This window comes from Piscinibacter defluvii (genome assembly GCF_004011805.1).
In the GTDB taxonomy this organism is placed as follows: Bacteria; Pseudomonadota; Gammaproteobacteria; order Burkholderiales; family Burkholderiaceae_C; genus Piscinibacter; species Piscinibacter defluvii.
In genome coordinates, this window is sequence record NZ_RCHJ01000006.1 from 264,821 (window position 1) to 284,133 (window position 19,313).

The following is a 19,313-nucleotide window of genomic DNA, read 5'->3' on the forward strand; positions in this document are numbered from 1 at the left end:
GCTCAGCCGCGCGCGGCCTCGATGTCGGACAGCATGCGCATCGTGCGCAGCACCGTGTCCGGCGTCAGGCTGATGCTGTCGATGCCCAGGCCGACCAGGTACTTCGCGATCTCCGGGTGGTCGCTCGGCGCCTGGCCGCAGATGCCGCTGTGGCGGCCGTTGCGCCGGGCGCCCTCGACGGCCAGCTTGAGCATCTTCAGCATGCCCGGGTCGCGCTCGTCGAAGGATTCGGCGACGATGGCGCTGTCGCGGTCCACCCCGAGCGTGAGCTGGGTCAGGTCGTTGGAGCCGATCGAGAAGCCGTCGAACAGCTCGGAGAACTCGTCGATCAGCAGCACGTTGTTCGGAATCTCGCACATCACGTAGACCTCGAGCCCGTTGCGTCCGCGCTCCAGGCCCTGCGACGCCATTGCCGCCAGCACGCGACGCGCCTCGTCGAGCCGGCGGCAGAACGGCACCATCAGCTTCAGGTTCACGAGGCCCATCTCGTCGCGCACCCGCTTGAGCGCGCGACATTCGAGCGCGAAACCTTCCGCATAGGCCGGGTGCACGTAGCGCGCCGCGCCCCGGAAGCCGATCATCGGGTTCTCCTCGTGCGGCTCGAAGGCGCGGCCGCCCATCAGCGCGGCGTACTCATTGCTCTTGAAGTCCGACAGCCGCACGATCACCGGGCGCGGGTAGAAGGCCGCGGCAATCGTTCCCACGCCCTCGGCCAGGCGCTCGACGAAGTAGCTCGCGCCGTCGGGGTGGCCGGCCCAGAGCTTCTCCACCGCCGCGCGCTCGGCGGCGTCGGCGATGCGCTCGGGGTGCAGCACCGCCATCGGGTGCACCTTGATGTGTTCGTTGACGATGAACTCCATGCGCGCCAGGCCCACGCCGTCACAGGGCAGCAGGCTGGTCTGGAACGCCAGCTCGGGGTTGCCGAGGTTGACCATGATCTCGGTGCGCGGCTTCTTCAGCCCGGAGAGATCGCTCACCTCCTTGTGGAACGGCAGCTCGCCCGGGTAGACCTTGCCGACCGCACCTTCGGCGCAAGACACGGTGACGGCCGCACCGTCGGCCAGCAGCTCGGTGGCATGCTCGGCGCCCACCACCGCCGGGATGCCCAGCTCGCGCGCGACGATCGCCGCATGGCAGGTGCGCCCGCCCCGGTTGGTGACGATGGCCGCGGCGGTCTTCATCACCGGCTCCCAGTCGGGCGTGGTGGTGTCGGCCACCAGCACCTCGCCGGGCTTGAAGGCGGCGAGCTGGCGTGCATCGGCCACGCGCCGCACCGGTCCGACCGCGATGCGTGCGCCGACCGCCCGGCCACGCACCGTCGGCGTGCCCTGGCCGTCGAGCACGAACTCCTCGATCTGCGCGGCATTGCGCTGCGAGACGCTGGTCTCGGGCCGCGCCTGCACGATGTAGAGCGCGCCGTTCGGGCCGTCCTTGGCCCACTCGATGTCCATCGGCCGGCCGTAGTGCTGCTCGATCTGGATCGCCGCGCCGGCCAGCTCCAGCACGTCGGCGTCGCTCAGGCAGAAGCGCGCCCGGTCGGCCTTGGGCGTGGGCCGGTTGATCACCGGCTCGCGCGTGCGGCCGCTCGCATACACCATCTGCACCTGCTTGTCGCCCAGGGTGCGGCGCAGCACGCTGCGGAAGCCCTTCAGGTAGGTCGGCTTGTGCACATAGAACTCGTCGGGGTCCACGGCGCCCTGCACCACGTTCTCGCCCAGGCCCCAGGCGCCGGTGATGAACACCACGTCCGGGTGGCCCGACTCGGTGTCGATGCTGAACATCACCCCGCTCGACGCCAGGTCGCTGCGCACCATCTGCATCACCGCGACGGACAGGAACACCTTGAAGTGGTCGAAGCCGTTGTCGATGCGGTACGAGATCGCGCGGTCGGTGAAGAGGGACGCCTGGCAGCGCTTCACCGCGTCGAGCAGCTGCTCCTCGCCGTGGATGTTGAGGTAGGTGTCGTGCTGGCCGGCGAAGCTGGCGGTCGGCAGGTCCTCGGCGGTGGCCGAGCTGCGCACCGCGACGCTCAGGTCCTCGCCGAGCCGGCCCTTCATCTCGCGCCAGGCCTCGCGGATCGTGGTCTCGACATGGCGCGGCATGCGCGCGCCGTAGACGATCTCGCGGCAGCGCCGCCCGGCACGCGCCAGCGCGGCGACGTCGCGCTTGTCCAGCCCGTCGAGCGCACGGTGCAGTTCGACCCACAGGTCGGATTCGTCCAGCGCCTCGCGATACGCCTCGGCGGTGACGGCGAAGCCGCCCGGGATGCGCACGCCCAGCGGCGCGAGGTGCTTGTGCATCTCGCCCAGCGAGGCGTTCTTGCCGCCCACCAGCGGCAGGTCGGCCAGCGTCAGTTCATTGAACCAGCGGATGCAGCTCGTCGGTGCGCTCATGTCGGCCTCCTGTGGCGGAAGCCGCCATGGTCCGGCGCCGCGCACCCGCGGCGCTTGAGCCGCGTCAACCGATGCGTTCGGGCCGGTAGCCCTGCTCGCGCAGGGACGCAAGGATCTGCTCGATGTGGGCCACGCCGCGCGTCTGCACCACCACCTCGATCTGCGCCCGCTCGACCGACAGCGAGGTGAAGGCCCGCTGGTGCTGCACCTCGTCGATGTTGGCGCCGAGCCTGCCGAGCGCGGTGGCCACCTCGGCCAGCGCGCCGGGCACGTCGCGGATGTCCAGGCGCAGCCGGGCCAGGCGGCCGGATCGCACCATGCCGCGCTCGATGATCTCGGCCAGCACCAGCGGCTCGATGTTGCCGCCGCACAGCACCAGGCCGACGCGCCGGCCGGCGAAGCGCTCGCGGTGCTTCATCAGCGCCGCCAGGCCCACCGCGCCGGCGCCCTCGACCACCGTCTTCTCGATCTCCAGCAGCAGCAGGATCGATTGCTCGATGTCCTCCTCGGCGACCAGCAGCATGTCGTGCACGCGCTCGCGGATGATCGGCAGCGTCAGCGTGCCGGGCACACGCACCGCGATGCCGTCGGCGATGGTGGCCTGGGCGCTCTCGCGCACCACGCCGTGCACTGCGGCCCAGGCGGCCGGGAAGCGCTCGGTCTGCACGCCGAACACCTGCAGGTCGGGCTTGATCGCACGCGCCGCGGTGGCCATGCCGGCAATCAGTCCGCCGCCGCCGACCGCCACGACCAGGGTGTCGAGCTGCGGCTGCTGCGCCAGCATCTCCAGCGCGATCGTGCCCTGCCCGGCCGCGACGGCGAGGTCGTCGTACGGGTGCACGACGGTGAAGCCGCGCTCCTTCGCGAGTGCCAGGCCGTGGGCGCGGGCGTCGTCGAAGGTGTCGCCCTCGAGCACCACGGTGGCGCCGAAGCGGCGCGTGTTCTCCACCTTCACCGCCGGCGCGAAGCGCGGCATCACGATGGTGGCCGGGACGCCCATGCGCTGCGCGTGATAGGCGACACCCTGCGCATGGTTGCCGGCCGAGACGGCCAGCACGCCGGCGGCGCGCTCCGCGGCGCTGAGCTGTGCCATCTTGTTCAGCGCGCCGCGTTCCTTGAACGAGGCCGTGAACTGGTGGTTCTCGAACTTGAGGTAGACCTCGCAGCCGGCCAGCGCGGACAGCGTGCGCGAGTGCAGGCAGGGCGTGTCGACCACCTCGCCGCGCAGCCGCTGCGCGGCGGCGCGAACGTCCTCGAGCGTCAGGGTGCCGGTCATCAGCCGACGCGGCAGACCTTCAGCATGTTGGTGCCGCCCGGGTAGCCCATCGGCTCGCCGCAGGTGATCGCGTAGGTGTCGCCCGGGCGCAGCACGCCGCGCTCGACCAGCAGCTTCTCGGCGGCCACCAGCGCGGTGTCGCGGTCGCTGTGGCTGGGCATCAGCAGCGGGCGCACGTTGCGGTACAGCGTCATCTTGCGCTGCGAGACCAGCTGCGTGGTCAGCGCGTAGATCGGCACCTTGATGTTGTGGCGGCTCATCCACAGCGCGGTCGAGCCCGACTCCGTCAGCGCGACGATCGCCTTGCAGCCCAGGTGGTGCGCGGTGAACAGCGCCCCCATCGCGATCGACTGGTCGATGCGGCCGAAGCGCTTGTTGGTGAAGTCGGTCTCGATCGACACGTCCTCGGCGGCCTCGGCCTCGAGTGCGATCGCGGCCATCTGCGTGATCGTCTCGACCGGGAACTTGCCGGCGGCGGTCTCGGCGCTGAGCATCACCGCGTCGGTGCCGTCGAGCACCGCGTTGGCCACGTCGCTGACCTCGGCGCGCGTGGGCACCGGGTTGACGATCATCGACTCCATCATCTGCGTGGCGGTGATGACGACCTTGTCCATCTCGCGCGCCATGCGGATCATCTTCTTCTGCAGCGCCGGCACCGCGGCGTTGCCGACCTCCACCGCCAGGTCGCCTCGCGCGACCATGATGCCGTCGCTCGCCTTCAGGATCTGGTCGAGCACGGGGATCGCCTCGCTGCGCTCGATCTTGGCGATCATCGCCGGCTTGTGGCGCCACGGCTCGCCGGCCACGTTGGCCAGCTGGCGTGCCATCTCCATGTCGGTGGCATTCTTCGGGAAGCTGACCGCGAGGTACTCGCACTGGAAGCTCATCGCGGTGCGGATGTCCTCCATGTCCTTGGCGGTCAGCGCCGGCGCCGTCAGGCCGCCACCGGCCTTGTTGATGCCCTTGTTGTTGGACAGCTCGCCGCCCAGCGCCACGCTGGTGTGCACCTCCTCGCCGCGCACCGATTCCACGGTCAGCTTGAGCAGGCCGTCGTTTAGCAGCAGCGTGTCACCCGGCTTCACGTCGCGCGGCAGGTCCTTGTAGTCCAGGCCGACACGCTCGTTGTTGCCGAGCTCGGAGTACGCGGCATCGAGGATGAAATGCTGGCCGACCTGCAGCATCGTCGAGCCGCCCTCGAACTTGCCGACGCGGATCTTCGGGCCCTGCAGGTCGGCCATGATGGCGACCTCCTTGCCGGCCCGCGCCGCCACCTCGCGCACGAGGGTGGCGCGGTCGATGTGGTCCTGCGCCTTGCCGTGCGAGAAGTTCAGCCGCACGACGTCGACCCCGGCGCGCATCATGCGCTCGAGCACGTCGGGCGCGCTCGAGGCCGGGCCGAGGGTGGCGACGATCTTGGTGGCGCGGGTCATGGAGTCTCCTTCGTTCGTGGATTGTGGGTTCGTCCGGCCCGCGCCATCGGCATGACAGTTATGCCTGTGCGCGCCGGGCCAGGATCTCGAAGGCCGGCAGCGTCTTGCCCTCCAGCACCTCGAGGAAGGCACCGCCGCCGGTGGAGATGTAGCCCACCTGCTTCTCGATGCCGTACTTGGCGATGGCTGCCAGCGTGTCGCCGCCGCCGGCGATGCTGAAGGCGCTGCTCGCGGCGATCGCGCGGGCGATCGCCTCGGTGCCCTTGGCGAAGCTGTCGAACTCGAACACGCCGACCGGGCCGTTCCAGACGATGGTGCCGGCGGCCTTCAGCATGTCGGCCAGCTGCGCGGCGGTTTTCGGGCCGATGTCGAGGATCAGGTCGTCGTCGGCGACCTCGGTGGCGGCCTTCACCGTCGGCGTCGCGTCGGCCTTGAACTCCTTGGCGACCACCACGTCCACCGGGATCGGCACCGCCGCGCCGCGCGCCTTCATCGCGGCGATCACGGCCTTCGCGTCCTCGAGCAGATCCTTCTCGGCCAGGCTCTTGCCGATCGGCAGCCCTGCCGCGAGCATGAAGGTGTTGGCGATGCCGCCGCCGACGATCAGCTGGTCGACGTTCTTCGCCAGGCTCTGCAGGATGGTCAGCTTGGTCGAGACCTTCGAGCCGGCGACGATGGCCACCAGCGGGCGCTTCGGGTTGGCCAGCGCCTTGGAGATGGCGTCGATTTCCGCGGCCAGCAGCGGGCCGGCGCAGGCGACCTTGGCGAACTGCGCGATGCCGTAGGTCGAGGCCTCGGCGCGGTGCGCGGTGCCGAAGGCGTCGTGCACGAAGATGTCGCACAGCGCGGCCATCTTCTTCGAAAGCTCCTCGTTGTTCTTCTTCTCGCCCTTGTTGAGGCGGCAGTTCTCGAGCATCACCACCTGGCCGGGCGCGACCTGCACGCCGTCGACCCAGTTGGAGACCAGCTTTACCTCGCGGCCGAGCAGCTCGCCCATGCGGGCGGCGACGGGTGCGAGCGAATCCTCGGGCTTGAACTCGCCCTCGGTCGGGCGCCCGAGGTGGGAGGTGACCATCACGGCGGCGCCGGCCTTCAGCGCCATCTCGACGCAGGGCACCGAGGCGCGGATGCGCGTGTCCTCGGTGATGCGGCCAGCGTCGTCCTGGGGCACGTTGAGGTCGGCGCGGATGAAGACCCGCTGGCCCGCCGCCTTGCCGGCGGCGACGAGATCGGAGAAACGGAGAACGTTCATGGCGTAACTCTGTAGTGGATGATAAGGTAACTTGGTTACATAGTCGGATCAACCGGCGGCGCGACGCGTCACCAGCCGAGCGCGAGGCGCAGCGGCAGGAAGACGGCCAGCCCGGCGAGCAGCGGGCCCAGCACCCCGGGCCGCCACGCGTACCAGAGGGTCGCGGCGGCGACGGCGGGAAGCCGGGCGTCCTGCCAGGTGTCGATGAGCCGACCTTGGGTCAACACGATCTCGGGCGCCACGACGGCGGCCAGTGCCGCCAGCGGCGCCACCTTGAGGCCTCGCTGTAGCCAGCCCGGGATCTTGACCTCCCGCTCGGGAAAAAGAAAGAAGCCATGCGTGATGACGCTGACCGCGGCCAGGCCAAGGATGGCGAGCGCAGTGTGCAGGTCGTGGCTCATGACTGCCCGGTGAGGTGGCGGTGGGCACGCGCGGCCTGGTCCATCAGCGTTCCGGCGGCGACGGCGGCCGCGATCGCCACCACGATGTTCAGCTTCAAGGGCAGCGCGTAGGCCGCGACCGCCGCCGCGGAGGCCACCAGCGCCGCCGTCCAGGTGCTGCGGTCGGTCAACAGACCGTAGGTCAGGCCCAGCATCGCCAGCGTGCCGGCGAAACCCAGGCCCCAGGCCGTCGGGATCACGCCCGAGAGCAGGATGCCGGCGATCGAGGCGCCCTGCCACACCGCCCACAGCGGCAGCGCACCACCGAGGATGTAGCGCAACTGGCCCGGCTCGCGCCGGCCGCCCGGCCAGGCACGCTGGAACACGATCAGGTTCAGGTCTGCCAGCAGGTAGGCCAGGGCGACGCGCCGGCCGCGCGGCAGGTGTCCGAGGAACGGGCGCCACTGGGCGCTGAAGATCACGAAGCGCAGGTTGACGCAGGTGGCCGCCGCCCAGATCACCCACATCGGCGCGCCGGCGGCCAGCAGCGGCAGCGAGGCGAGCTGGGCGCTGCCGGCAAACACCGTCAGCGACATCAGAATGGCCAGCGGCACCGACAGGCCGCTCTTGACCATCGCCACGCCGGTCACCACGCCCCAGGCGGCGATGCCGGGGGCGAACTCGAGCAGGTCACGCGCGCCGCGGCGGGCGTGGGGGTCGTGGATCAGGTCGCGCAGCCGGGGCATGCGCCGATTGTGGCGGCTGCCCGCGGCATCCCGTGCTCAGGCGTCCTTGTGCTTCGCCTTGGCCTTGGCGTCAGCCGCCCGGCCCTTGGGCTTCTCCGGCGGATCGCCGTCCTCGGTCGCCGCGGCCGAGGTGGTCGGCGCCGACGCGGCCTGCCCGGCGATCTGCGGGCGCACCTCGTCGATCTTGTTCTCGCGCATGTAGTCGTTCATCTCGCGCCAGCCGGCGAACACCGCGGCTCGGTCGGCCTTCTTATTCAGCGCGTAGCAGTCCTCGATGGCGCGGCCGGCGTGGCGGCAGGCGCCGCCGATCGCCTTGCCGTCGGCCTCGCGCACGGCGGCCACCTTCTCCGGCGAGTCGATGCCCAGCACATCGCAGCCGGCCAGGGCGGCCAGCACGAGGGGAACGAAGAGGAATCGACGCATGGTCCCGGGCTTATCGGCCCGGGCGGGCCGGACTTGAGCCCGGCCCGGCGCCTGCAGCCCTCAGGCGACCATCGCCCGCAGGCGCGCGACCCGCTCCTCGGTGGACGGGTGGGTCGAGAACAGGCCGCTCAAGCCCCCGCCGCGCAGCGGGTTCATGATCATCATCTGCGCCGTCTCCGGGTGGCGCTCGGCCGCCGGCAGCGGGATGCCACGCGCATAGGCATGGATCTTCTCCAGCGCCGAGGCCAGCGCACGCGGGTCGCCGGAGATCTCGGCGCCGCCGCGGTCGGCCTCGAACTCCCGTGCGCGGCTGATCGCCATCTGGATCAGGCTCGCGGCGATCGGCGCCAGCAGCGCGACCAGCAGGCCGACGATCGGGTTGGCCGGGCGCCCCTCGCTGTCGCGGCCGCCGAAGAACATCGCGAAGTTGGCCAGCATCGAGATCGCGCCGGCCATCGTGGCGCTGACGGTGCTGATCAGGATGTCGCGGTGCTTCACGTGCGCCAGCTCGTGGGCCATCACGCCGCGCAGTTCGCGCTCGCTGAGCACGCGCATGATGCCGGTGGTGGCGGCCACCGCGGCGTGCTGCGGGTTGCGGCCGGTGGCGAAGGCGTTCGGGGCCTGCTCGTCGATGATGTAGACCTTCGGCATCGGCAGCCCGGCGCGCTGGGCCAGCTCCTGCACCATCGCATGGAACTGCGGCGCGCTGGAGGCGTCGACCTCGCGCGCGTTGTACATGCGCAGCACCAGCTTGTCGGAGAACCAGTAGCTGAAGAAGTTCATGCCGAGCGCGACGACGAGCGCGAGCATCATCCCGGCGCGCCCACCGAGCATCGCGCCGATGGCCATGAACAGGGCGGTGATGGCCGCCATCAGGATGGCGGTCTTCATCAGATTGAACATGGGGCGTGAACCTCCGTTGTCAGACCCGGCGTAGATGCGGGCGGGGCCGGCGAGTTCAATCGGCCCGGTCGCCGAGGACCCGGCCGGGCACCAGCGGCAGCCCCTGCAGGAAGGACCGCGCCGGCAGGCGCTTGCCGCCGGGACGCTGCAGTTCGGTGAGCCGCAGCGAGCCGCGCCCGCAGGCCACCTCGATGCCGGCCGCATCGGCCGCGAGGATCTCGCCCGGCGCGCCCTGCCCGGTGGCGACCGCGCCGCGCCAGCACTTGAGCGGCTCGCCGTCGAGCGTGGTGGCCGCGCCCGGGAAGGGGTCGAACGCACGCAGGCGGCGCTCGATCACCGCCGCGTCGGCGCGCCAGTCGATCGCGGCTTCCGCCTTGTCGATCTTGTGCGCGTAGGTCACGCCTTCGGCCGGCTGGGGCGTCCGCACCAGGCCGCCGCAGGCGGCGAGTTCCAGCGCCTCGACGATCAGCCGGCCGCCGAGCGCGGCGAGCTTGTCGTGCAAGGTCGCGCTGCTGTCTTCGGGGGCGATCGCCACCGGTTCGACGAGCAGCATGTCGCCGGTGTCCAGCCCGGAGTCCATCTGCATGATGGTGATGCCGGTGCGCTCGTCGCCCGCCTCGATGGCGCGCTGGATCGGCGCCGCGCCGCGCCAGCGCGGCAGCAGCGAGCCGTGGATGTTCAGGCAGCCGCGCGGCGGCAGCTCGAGCACCCAGGGCGGCAGGATCAGGCCGTAGGCGGCCACCACCATCACCTCGGGCCGGGCCTCCAGAAGGGCGGCGCGGGCGGCCGCGGCATCCTCCGGGAACTTGCCCTCCAGGCGCAGGCTGCGCGGCTGGGCGACGGGGATGCCGTGCGCAACGGCGTACTGCTTCACCGGTGAAGGCTGCAGCTTCAGGCCGCGGCCGGCCGGGCGGTCGGGCTGGGTCAGCACCAGCGGGACCGTGAAGCCGGCCTCGTGCAGGCGCTGCAGTGCGACCCGCGCGAACTCGGGCGTGCCGGCGAAGACGACGCGCATCCGGGTCAGGCGCGCGCCGCTTCTTCGCGCGTCTTCTTCAGCATCTTGGTCTTGATGCGGTCACGCTTGAGCGGGCTGAGGTACTCGACGAACACCTTTCCCATGAGATGGTCCATCTCGTGCTGCACGCACACCGCGAGCAGCCCCTCGGCCTCGAACTCGTGCGGCCGGCCGTCGCGCCCGAGCGCGCGCACGGTGACGCGGGCGTGGCGCTGCACCTTGTCGTAGATCTGCGGCACCGAGAGGCAGCCCTCGTCGGCCACGCTCATCTCCTCGCTGCGGGCGATCAGCTCGGGATTGATCAGCACGCGCGGCTGGTTGCGGTCTTCCGAGGTGTCGATGACGATCACGCGCTCGTGCACGTCGACCTGGGTCGCGGCCAGGCCGACGCCGTCGGCGGCATACATCGTCTCGAGCATGTCGTCGACGAGGCGGCGGATCCGGTCGTCGACCTCTGCCACCGGCTTGGCGACGGTGTGCAGGCGCGGATCGGGGTAGCGGAGGATGGGCAGATGGGCCATGTGTATCCATTCGATTCTGCCCGAACCGCTTGTGGAGCGTTCGCAACGAGCCAGTGTGTGACAGGCCTCACACGATGGGCCGCGCGAGCCCAGTTTCGTTGCGACGACAAGGGTTTACCGGCAGAATCTACGAAACTGAATGAGGATTTTCGCCGAACCGTGCCGGCTTCCGGAACGGCTTGGCTCAGTAACCCCACCGCGCGACCGCCCCGCCCGTGCGCCCCGGAGACCCGATCCCATGAAGCGTCGCCCGCCCCTGTCCACCGCCGTCATCGCGGGTGCCGCTGTGCTCGCTGCCGCCAGCCTCGCCGGCCCGGCGTCGGCCGTCAACTATCCGGTCACGCCGCAGCAGCGCGGCACGGCGCAGCAGGTGGCCCAGGCCGGCGTGCCGCTGTCCGAGCTTGCGCCCAACGCGCCGGACAGCCACACCGTCAAGCGCGGCGACACGCTGTGGGACATCTCCCGCATGTTCCTGAAGAGCCCGTGGCGCTGGCCCGAGCTGTGGGGCATGAACCTCGACCAGGTCCGCAACCCGCACCTGATCTACCCGGGCCAGGTGCTGTACCTCGACAAGTCCGGCGGCCGCGCGCGGCTGCGCGTGGGCCAGCAACTGGCCGATGGCACGATCAAGCTGTCGCCGCGCGTGCGCGCGTCGTCGACGGACGACGGTTCGATCCCCTCGATCCCGTTCCACCTGATCGAGCCCTTCCTCAACGAGGCGGTGGTGTTCCAGGCCAACGAGCTGGCCACCGCGCCGCGAATCGTCGCCACCCAGGAGGGACGCGTGCTGCTCGGCCGCGGCGACAGCGCCTACGTGCGCGGCGAGATCCCGATGCAGAAGGACTTCCGCATCTTCCGCGAGGCCAAGCCGCTGAAGGACCCGATCTCCGGCGAGATCCTCGGCTACGAGGGCCAGTACGTCGGCGCCGCCGAGTACGCTCGCCAGGGCGAGACGCGCAACGGAGCGGACGGCAAGCCGGAGATCATCCCGGCAACCTTCAGCGTCACCAGCGTCAAGCAGGAAGCCAACATCGGCGACCGGCTCGCCCCGGCACCGGCGCGCGAGTACACCAATTACGCGCCGCACGCGCCGCAGGGCGCGCTGGATGGTTACATCGTCTCGGTGTATGGCGATGCGATCACCGCCGGCCAGAACCAGATCGTCGCCCTGAACAAGGGCGCGCGCGATGGCGTCGAGCGCGGCCACGTGCTCGCGCTGTGGCGCTCCGGCGCCAAGGTGATCGACCGCACCGACACGTCGCGGCCGACGATCAAGCTGCCCGACGAGCGCCACGGCATGCTGTTCGTGTTCCGCGTGTTCGACCGCGTCTCCTACGCGCTGATCCTGTCGGTCAAGGAGCCTGTGCAGGCCGGCGACCGCTTCACGCAGCCCTGATTCGCGCGCCCCGATGTCCGGCGCCGCGCCGCGCAGGACCCGCGAGGAACTGGCCGCCTGGCTGCGGCTGATCGCCACCCCGGGGCTCGGCCGGGCATCGGCGCGCAAGCTGTTGAGTGCCTTCGGCTCGCCCGAGGCGGTGCTCGGCTGCACCGTGGCCGACCGGCGGGCCGTCGCCGGCGCGGCGCTGGCCGAACAGCTGGCCACGCCGCCCGAAGGCTTCGACGACCTGCTCCGGCGCACCGAGGCCTGGCTGGCCGATGGCGACGAGCCGCACGCCATCGTCACGCTGGGTGACCCCGGCTATCCGCCCCTGCTGCTGCAGACCGCCGATCCCCCCTTGCTGCTGCACCTGGCTGGCCGCGCCGAGCTGGCCACGGCCCCCTCCATCGCCATCGTCGGCAGTCGCAACCCGACGCCGCAGGGTCGTGAGCATGCACTTGCTTTCGGACGCGAGCTGAGCAATGCAGGCTGGACGATCGTGTCGGGGCTCGCGCTCGGGGTCGACGGCGCCGCGCACGAGGGGGCACTGGCGGGCGCCGGCAGCACCGTCGCGGTGGTCGGCACCGGGCTCGACCAGATCTACCCACGCCGCCATGCCGGCCTGCAACACCGCATTGCGCAGCAGGGCCTCGTTGTCAGCGAGTACTTGCTTGGGGCGCCGCCCCTGCGCGAGAACTTTCCGGTCCGCAACCGGCTGATTGCCGGTCTGAGCCGAGGCACGCTGGTGGTCGAAGCCGCGCTGCAATCGGGCTCGCTGATCACCGCCCGGCTGGCCGCCGAAGCCGGGCGCGAAGTCTTCGCCCTGCCCGGCTCGCTCCATTCGCCGCAGGCCCGGGGCTGCCACGCGCTGATCCGGCAGGGCGCCGTGCTGGTGGAGACCGCACAGGACATCTTCAGCGAGCTGGCCTTCGTTGCCCCGACACCGGCGGAACCGCCGCCACCGGCCGCGGCAGCGGAGGACCCCGTGGTGCAGGCCCTCGGGTTCGACCCGGTCGGCCTCGACGAGCTGGTGCTGCGCACCGGCCTGCCGGCGGCCGAACTGAATGCCCGGCTGCTCGACCTGGAACTGTCCGGACGGGTGGCGCGCCTGCCGGGCCAACTTTTCCAGCGCCTCGGCCGGGCCTGAAGACGTTCACACCCCGCCGGCCGGGGCCCTGGGGTATAGTGGATTCATGTTCGAGGTCCTGGTCTACCTGTATGAGAACTACTGGCGGCCGGATGCCTGTCCGGACCACGAGCAGCTCACACGCAAGTTGTCCTCGGTCGGCTTCGAAAACGAAGAGATCCAGGAAGCGCTGACCTGGCTCGACGGCCTGGCGACCGCTTCCCAGTCCTACGTCGGTGAACAGTCGGCCGGCAGCCTGCGCGTCTACTCGCCGCAGGAGCAGGAGCACCTGGGCGAAAACTCCATCGCCTTCATCACCTTCCTCGAATCCGCCGGCGTGCTGCCGCCGCCGATGCGCGAGATGGTCATCGACCGCGCCAGTGCCGCTCCTGGCGGCCCCGTCGACCTCGAGGACCTGAAGATCATCGTGCTGATGGTGTTCTGGAGCCTGGGCGAGGAGCCCGACGCGCTGATCCTCGACGAGCTGTTCGTCGCGCCGGAAGACCGGCTGATCCACTGACCCGGCGGGGCCTCAGTTCAGCAGCCGGCTGGGGTCGACGTCCAGCTTGGCCAGCGCGCTGCGGGTGGCGCGCACGGTGAGGGACTCGTCCTGCGCCGGCACGAGCAGGCCGGCCTGCAGGAAGGCCGCCAGCCGATGCTGCTGGAACAGGATGCCGCGGCCCTGAGGCGAGACGAACAGCGCGAGCTGCTTGCGCAGGCCCTGCCAGGCGAGCTGCACCTGCTCGTTGCGGCCGCGGTAGTCGAGCATGAACCAGCTGCCCACCTGCAGCTCGCGCGCCCAGGCGATCATCGCCGGCGTCGGCATCGAGCCGCCCTCGCTGACGACCTCCAGCTCCGAGCTCTCGTGGCCGGACAGGTCGAGCACCATCGATTCGTCGATCTCGACGTCGGCCGCGTCGGGCAGCAGTTCCTCGAGCGTCTCGAGCCGGCCCATCAGCTCCTCGAGCCGCTCGTGCGGGATCACGGCCGCCTTGGCGGTGAACGCGGCGGCCAGCGAGTTGTTCAGCTTCTGGATGTGCTCGTCCTGCTTGGCCGGCGGCAGGCCGGCGTGCTCCATGCCGTCGCGCAGCGTCTTCAGCAGCGGCGGCAGGCGCCGGATCACCTCGGCGCGCTCCTCGCGCGAGACCTTGGCGCTGGCCGACCAGATCAGGTCGGCGGCGGCGCGCTTCATCGCCTTGGTCTGCTCGCTCTGCACGCCGGCCTTCACGGCCGTCATCGCCAGCACGTCGGCCCAGACCTGGAACAGGAATTCGCGCACGCCTTCCTGCACCGGCACCTCGTTGAGCATCTTGCGCAGCTCGATGGTGTACTGGATCGCCAGCGTCTCGCGCTGCTCGACCTGCTGCGCCAGCGACACGCCCTTGCGCGAAGCCTCGTTGGCGTTCTTGAAGTAGTGCTCGAGGAACTTCTCGAACTCGGTCAGCACGGTCTGGAAGACGCGCCGGCCGGTGTCCGGGTAGGCCTCGACCACCTGCACCACCCGCTTGATCTCCTTCTCGAGCAGCTCGGCCACGGCCCGCCCGGTGGCGTCGAAGCCCATCACGCAGGCGCCCATGCGGTCGATCAGCCTGCGCGCCGGGTGGTCGACGGTGGCGAAGAAGTCGGGCTCGCTGACCGCCACGCGCAGCACCGGCATCTGCAGCCGGGCGAACCAGACACGCACCGAGGCCGGTATGCGCTCCTCGGTCAGGATGCTCTGGAACAGCAGGGCGACGATCTCGATCGTCGCGCGCTCCACCGGTGTGGACGCGGCCTGCTTGAGCTGCTGCTTGCGCTGGTGCAGTTCCTCCAGCATGGCCGGCGTGCTGACGGCACCGGCCACGGTCTGCACACCCGCACCAGGTGCGAGGCGCCGCGCGATACCCTGCTGCGCATCGGCGATGGCGCTGCGCAGCGCCGGCGACGCCGGCGGCGGCGGCGCGGCGGTCTGGCGCGTCGCGACGAACTCGGGCAGCTGGCGTGCGATCAGTTTGTTGAGCCGGCCGAGCACCGCCTCGGCGTGGTCGATGCCGCGCGCCAGCGGGCCGGCGCGGGTCATCAGGCGCGTCTCGTCGCCGACGCCGGCGCGCCCGTGGCCCGAGGTCACGCCGGAGGCGGCGAAGCCGGGGCCTGGCTGCCCCGTCGACGTGCCCGCGGCGCCGCCCCCGCCGCCCAGCGAAGCCGCCCAGGCCGAATTGGCCGAGCGCCTGATGTAGGGGCGCAGGTCGACCTCGGGCAGCACGCGGCGCTGCACCAGCCACTTGTTGATCTCGTGGTAGCCCTCCTCGACGAACTGCGCGAACTCCTCGTGCAGCACGGTCTGCAGCACGCGCCAGACCTCCATGTCGAGGCCGGCGCTGCGCCAGGAGGCCGTGGCCACGCGCGCCAGCACATGCGGCCGGAAGGCGTCGTTCGGGTCGAGCTCCTCGCGCTTCTCGAGCGAGTTGATGCGCGAGCGCAGGTCGGTGAACTCCCAGGAGGCCCGGTCCATCATCGCCAGCGCGAGCCGCGAGCTGACGATCTCGGTCTCGATCGTGTCGTCGTCGACCAGGCTCAGGCTCTTCTCGCGCGTGCCGGGCTGCGGCAGGTCGCCAGGGTAGGAGGCCGACACCATGCCGCCGCCCAGCGCCCCGCGCACCATGGAGATCATGCCCTGCTGCCAGAACGGCGCGGCCTTGGAGAAGTCGGTCGCCGCATCGCGGCGCTTGACCGCCACCGGCGGCTCGGCCACCTGCGTGGCCAGCAGCTTGGCGCCGCGCTCCACCGCCGACACCAGGCCGGGCAGACCGCGCAGCACGCCCTCCACGTAGGCACGCCGCGCCTGCTGGGCTAGCGCGGTCTGGTTCGCGGGCGTGGTCGCCATGGGTGAGGCTTTGGCTTGGCGTCCTGGCGTCAGATGTGATCGACTCTACACCACGGCCCCGGCGTTCGGGTCGTTCGGGTCGCCCTTCTCCGGGCCCTGGCGCACCAGATCCTCACGCTTGACGCCCAGCCACATCGCGATGGCCGCGGCGACGAACACCGACGAGTAGATGCCGAACACGATGCCGATCATCAGCGCCAGCGCGAAGTAGTGCAGCGTCGGCCCGCCGAACAGGTACATCGACACCACCATCATCAGCGTGCTGCCGTGGGTGATGATGGTGCGGCTGATGGTGCTGGTGATGGCGTGGTCGATCACCTCGCGCGAGTTGAGCTTGCGGAACTTGCGGAACGCCTCGCGCACCCGGTCGAAAATGACCACCGACTCGTTGACCGAGTAGCCCAGCACCGCCAGCACCGCCGCCAGCACGGCGAGCGAGAACTCCCACTGGAAGAACGCGAAGAAGCCGACGATGATCACCACGTCGTGCAGGTTGGCGACGATGCCGGCCACCGAGAACTTCCACTCGAAGCGGAAGGCGAGGTAGAGCATGATGCCGGCCACCGTGGCCAGCAGCGCGTAGGCACCGTCGCGTGCCAGTTCCGAGCCGACCGAGGGCCCGACGAATTCGCTGCGATTGAGCTGCACCGGCTCGGCGCCGTCCTCGCCGCAGACGACCTTGCTGACCGACTCGCCCTTCTCCGTGGTGACCTGGCGCGAGGCGACCTTGGCACCCTCGGCCTGGCACAGCGCGTCGAACACCCGACCGACCACCTCGCCCTGCTTGACATCGCCGCGCACCGGCACGCGGATCAGCACGTCGCGCGAGGTGCCGAAGTTCTGCACCTGCACCTCGCCGAGCCCGAGCGACTCGACCGCGCCGCGCACCTTCTCCAGCGGCGCGGCCTGCGGGTAGGCCACCTCGACCAGCGTGCCACCGGTGAATTCGATCGACAGGTGCAGCCCGCGGGTGACGATGAAGAACACCGCGGCGAGGAAGGTGATGGCCGAGACCACGTTCAGCACCAGCGCGTGGCGCATGAACGGGATGTCGCGGCGGATCCTGAAGAATTCCATGGTTCGTGCTCCTTCAGGCCTTCACCGCGGCGTCGGCATCGGGCTTCCACACCTGGCCGATCGACACGCTCTTGAGCTTCTTCTGCCGGCCGTACCAGAGGTTGACCAGGCCGCGCGAGAACATCACCGCCGAGAACATCGAGGTCAGGATGCCCAGGCAGTGCACGATCGCGAAGCCGCGCACCGGGCCGGAGCCGAAGGCCAGCAGCGCGACGCCGGCGATCAGCGTGGTCACGTTCGAGTCGAGGATGGTGGCCCAGGCACGTTCGTAGCCGGCGCTGATGGCCATCTGCGGCGAGGCCCCGCCGCGCAGTTCCTCGCGCACCCGTTCGTTGATCAGCACGTTGGCGTCGATCGCCATGCCCAGCGCCAGCGCGATGGCGGCGATGCCCGGCAGCGTCAGCGTGGCCTGCAGCATCGACAGCAGCGCCACCAGCAGCAGCAGGTTGAAGGCCAGCGCGAGCGTCGAGAACACGCCGAACAGCAGGTAGTACGCACACATGAACGCCGCGATGGCCGCGAAGCCGTACACCACGCTCTTGAAGCCCTTCTCGATGTTCTCGGCGCCCAGGCTCGGGCCGATGGTGCGCTCCTCGATGATCTCCATCGGCGCGGCCAGCGAACCCGAGCGCAGCAGCAGCGCGGTGTCGTTGGCTTCCACCGTCGTCATGCGGCCGCTGATCTGCACGCGCCCGCCGCCGATCTCGCTGCGGATCACCGGCGCGGTCACCACCTCGCCCTTGCCCTTCTCGAACAGCAGGATGGCCATGCGCTTGCCGACGTTGTCGCGCGTGATGTCGCGGAAGATGCGCGCGCCCTTGGCGTCCAGCGTCAGGTGCACCGCCGGCTCCTGCGTCTGGCTGTCGAAGCCGGCCTGCGCGTCGGTCAGGTTCTCGCCCGTCAGGATCACGGTTCGCTTGAGGATCAGCGGCGCGCCGCCGCGCTCGACGTAGCGTTCGGTGCCGAAGGGCACCGGCCCGGTGCCGGCCGCCGCGGCCGCCGCCTCGGCGCTGTCGTCCACCAGGCGCACCTCGAGCGTGGCGGTGCGGCCGATGATGTCCTTGGCCTTGGCCGTGTCCTGCACGCCTGGCAGTTGCACGACGACGCGGTCCTGGCCCTGCTGCTGGATCACCGGCTCGGCCACGCCGAGCTCGTTGACGCGGTTGTGCAGCGTGGTGATGTTCTGCTTGACCGCAGTCTCCTGCACCTTGCGCGCCGCCTCGGGCTTGAGCGCACCGGACAGGCGGAAGTCGCTGCCGTCCGGGAATTCGGCCCATTGCAGGTCGGGCAGCTGGTCGGTCAGCAGCGTGCGCGCGGCGGCCAGCGTGTCGCGGTCGCGGAAGCGCACGTCGATCGTGTTGCCGTCGCGCGAGATGCCGGCGTGGCGCAGGTTCTTGTCGCGCAGCAGCGTACGGATGTCACCCGTCAGCGCCTCGGCCTTCTTCGTCAGCGCGGCCTTCATGTCCACCTGCATCAGGAAGTGCACGCCGCCGCGCAGGTCCAGGCCCAGGTACATCGGCAGCGCGTGCAGCGAGGTCAGCCACTGCGGCGAACGCGACAGCAGGTTCAGCGCGACGATGTAGCCCGGGTCGGAGGGGTCGGGGATCAGCGCCTTGGCGATCGCGTCCTTGGCCTTGAGCTGCGTGTCGGTGTCGGCGAAGCGCGCCCGCACCGAGTTGCCGTCGAGCTGCACGAAGTCCGCCTTCACGCCGGCAGCCGCCAGCGCCTGCTCGACCCGCGGCACCAGCGCGGCGTCGACCTTGACCGTGGCCTTGCCGGCGCTGACCTGCACCGCCGGTGCCTCGCCGAAGAAGTTCGGCAGCGTGTAGACCAGGCCGACCAGCAGCGCGATCGCGAGGATCGTGTACTTCCACAGCGGGTAGCGGTTCATCGGGACATCCTTGCCGGGCGGCGCCGGCTGCCGAAAACGAGCGGCCCGCCCGGGGCGGGCCGCGCTTGGCGGGGCATCGGCCCGGGACCTACTTGAGGGTGCCCTTGGGCAGCACCTGGACGATGGCGGTGCGCTGCACCTGGATCTCGACGCCGTTGGCCACCTCGACGTGCAGGTAGCTGTCGCCGAGCTTGGAGATGCGGCCGAGCAGCCCGCCGCCGGTGATGACCTCGTCGCCCTTGGCCAGCGCGTCGATCATCGCCTTGTGCTCCTTCTGCCGCTTCATCTGCGGGCGGATCATCACGAAGTAGAGCACGACGAACATCAGCAGCAGCGGCAGCATGCTGCCGAGGCTGCCCATGAAGGAATCGGACGTGGCGGCCGGGGCGGGCGCCTGCGCGTAGGCAGTGGAGATGAACACGGGCTGGGTCCTCAGATAGGGGCGGAGCGTACCGCCGGCAAAACCGCTGGATTGTAGGGGGGGCGGCATTCCCCCTCGGCGCCCGCCCCGGCCCGGGCGCGTGCCGCCCGCGGCGGCCCCTCGACGACCACCGACCCCGCGTTTCCCCGGATACGCTCGACCCAGAACATCTGTACATTCGAATCTGCTTATATACAGATCCGTCTGCCCACCCCGGA

General features: G+C 70.5%; 17 protein-coding genes. 3 read left to right on the forward strand and 14 right to left on the reverse strand.

Annotated features, from left to right (window positions below; all coding sequences use genetic code 11):
- Positions 1 to 2: 2 nt before the first annotated feature.
- The 10 genes from ppsA to def form a co-directional block, all read right to left on the reverse strand.
- Positions 3 to 2,393 carry a phosphoenolpyruvate synthase gene (ppsA, locus tag D9C15_RS18915; protein ID WP_128000010.1) on the reverse strand — a complete coding sequence of 797 codons (2,391 nt, stop codon included), beginning with the start codon at positions 2,391 to 2,393 and terminating at the stop codon, positions 3 to 5.
- Positions 2,394 to 2,457: 64 nt separating this feature from the next.
- Positions 2,458 to 3,669, reverse strand: coding sequence for a threonine ammonia-lyase (locus D9C15_RS18920; RefSeq protein WP_128000011.1), 1,212 nt, complete (start codon positions 3,667 to 3,669; stop codon positions 2,458 to 2,460).
- Positions 3,669 to 5,099, reverse strand: a complete 1,431-nt coding sequence (gene pyk / locus D9C15_RS18925; protein ID WP_128000012.1) for a pyruvate kinase — start codon at positions 5,097 to 5,099, stop codon at positions 3,669 to 3,671. The genes D9C15_RS18920 and pyk overlap by 1 nt, the downstream gene beginning before the upstream one ends.
- A 58-nt stretch (positions 5,100 to 5,157) precedes the next feature.
- The gene (locus D9C15_RS18930) at positions 5,158 to 6,351 is read right to left on the reverse strand and encodes a phosphoglycerate kinase (protein WP_128000013.1); all 1,194 of its coding nucleotides are present in this window, start codon (positions 6,349 to 6,351) and stop codon (positions 5,158 to 5,160) included.
- Between the two features lie 68 nt (positions 6,352 to 6,419).
- On the reverse strand, positions 6,420 to 6,752 hold the full coding sequence (locus D9C15_RS18935; protein WP_128000014.1) for a branched-chain amino acid transport AzlD family protein: 333 nt from the start codon (positions 6,750 to 6,752) through the stop codon (positions 6,420 to 6,422).
- On the reverse strand, positions 6,749 to 7,477 hold the full coding sequence (locus D9C15_RS18940) for an AzlC family ABC transporter permease (RefSeq protein WP_128000015.1): 729 nt from the start codon (positions 7,475 to 7,477) through the stop codon (positions 6,749 to 6,751). Before D9C15_RS18940 ends, D9C15_RS18935 begins: the two co-directional genes overlap by 4 nt.
- A 36-nt stretch (positions 7,478 to 7,513) precedes the next feature.
- On the reverse strand, positions 7,514 to 7,900 hold the full coding sequence (locus tag D9C15_RS18945; RefSeq protein ID WP_240668464.1) for a hypothetical protein: 387 nt from the start codon (positions 7,898 to 7,900) through the stop codon (positions 7,514 to 7,516).
- A gap of 60 nt (positions 7,901 to 7,960) precedes the next feature.
- Entirely contained in the window at positions 7,961 to 8,803 is an 843-nt protein-coding gene (htpX, locus tag D9C15_RS18950; protein ID WP_128000016.1) for a zinc metalloprotease HtpX, read from the reverse strand.
- A 55-nt stretch (positions 8,804 to 8,858) separates the two neighbouring features.
- Positions 8,859 to 9,818: a methionyl-tRNA formyltransferase gene (gene fmt, locus D9C15_RS18955; protein WP_128000017.1), complete on the reverse strand. Its 960-nt coding sequence runs from the start codon at positions 9,816 to 9,818 to the stop codon at positions 8,859 to 8,861.
- Between the two features lie 5 nt (positions 9,819 to 9,823).
- A complete protein-coding gene (gene def, locus D9C15_RS18960; RefSeq protein ID WP_128000018.1) occupies positions 9,824 to 10,339 on the reverse strand; it encodes a peptide deformylase in 516 nt (171 codons plus the stop codon).
- 238 nt (positions 10,340 to 10,577) lie between these two features.
- On the opposite strand from def, the gene D9C15_RS18965 reads away from it, so the two are divergent.
- Genes D9C15_RS18965 through D9C15_RS18975 form a run of 3 tightly spaced genes read left to right on the forward strand, consistent with a single transcriptional unit; the run spans position 10,578 to position 13,363 of the window.
- A complete protein-coding gene (locus tag D9C15_RS18965; RefSeq protein ID WP_128000019.1) occupies positions 10,578 to 11,735 on the forward strand; it encodes a LysM peptidoglycan-binding domain-containing protein in 1,158 nt (385 codons plus the stop codon).
- 13 nt (positions 11,736 to 11,748) lie between these two features.
- Positions 11,749 to 12,864, forward strand: a complete 1,116-nt coding sequence (gene dprA, locus D9C15_RS18970) for a DNA-processing protein DprA (protein WP_128000020.1) — start codon at positions 11,749 to 11,751, stop codon at positions 12,862 to 12,864.
- 46 nt (positions 12,865 to 12,910) lie between these two features.
- Entirely contained in the window at positions 12,911 to 13,363 is a 453-nt protein-coding gene (locus D9C15_RS18975; RefSeq protein ID WP_128000021.1) for a Smg family protein, read from the forward strand.
- 12 nt (positions 13,364 to 13,375) lie between these two features.
- Here the strand turns inward: D9C15_RS18975 and D9C15_RS18980 are convergent, their stop codons facing one another.
- From D9C15_RS18980 to yajC, 4 genes are all read right to left on the reverse strand, one after another.
- Entirely contained in the window at positions 13,376 to 15,706 is a 2,331-nt protein-coding gene (locus D9C15_RS18980; protein WP_128000022.1) for a DUF1631 family protein, read from the reverse strand.
- A 45-nt stretch (positions 15,707 to 15,751) separates the two neighbouring features.
- Complete coding sequence (gene secF / locus D9C15_RS18985; protein ID WP_128000023.1) at positions 15,752 to 16,783, reverse strand: protein translocase subunit SecF; 1,032 nt, start codon at positions 16,781 to 16,783, stop codon at positions 15,752 to 15,754.
- Between the two features lie 13 nt (positions 16,784 to 16,796).
- Positions 16,797 to 18,674, reverse strand: a complete 1,878-nt coding sequence (secD, locus tag D9C15_RS18990; protein ID WP_128000024.1) for a protein translocase subunit SecD — start codon at positions 18,672 to 18,674, stop codon at positions 16,797 to 16,799.
- A gap of 88 nt (positions 18,675 to 18,762) precedes the next feature.
- Positions 18,763 to 19,095, reverse strand: a complete 333-nt coding sequence (gene yajC, locus D9C15_RS18995) for a preprotein translocase subunit YajC (protein WP_128000025.1) — start codon at positions 19,093 to 19,095, stop codon at positions 18,763 to 18,765.
- Positions 19,096 to 19,313: the final 218 nt, after the last annotated feature.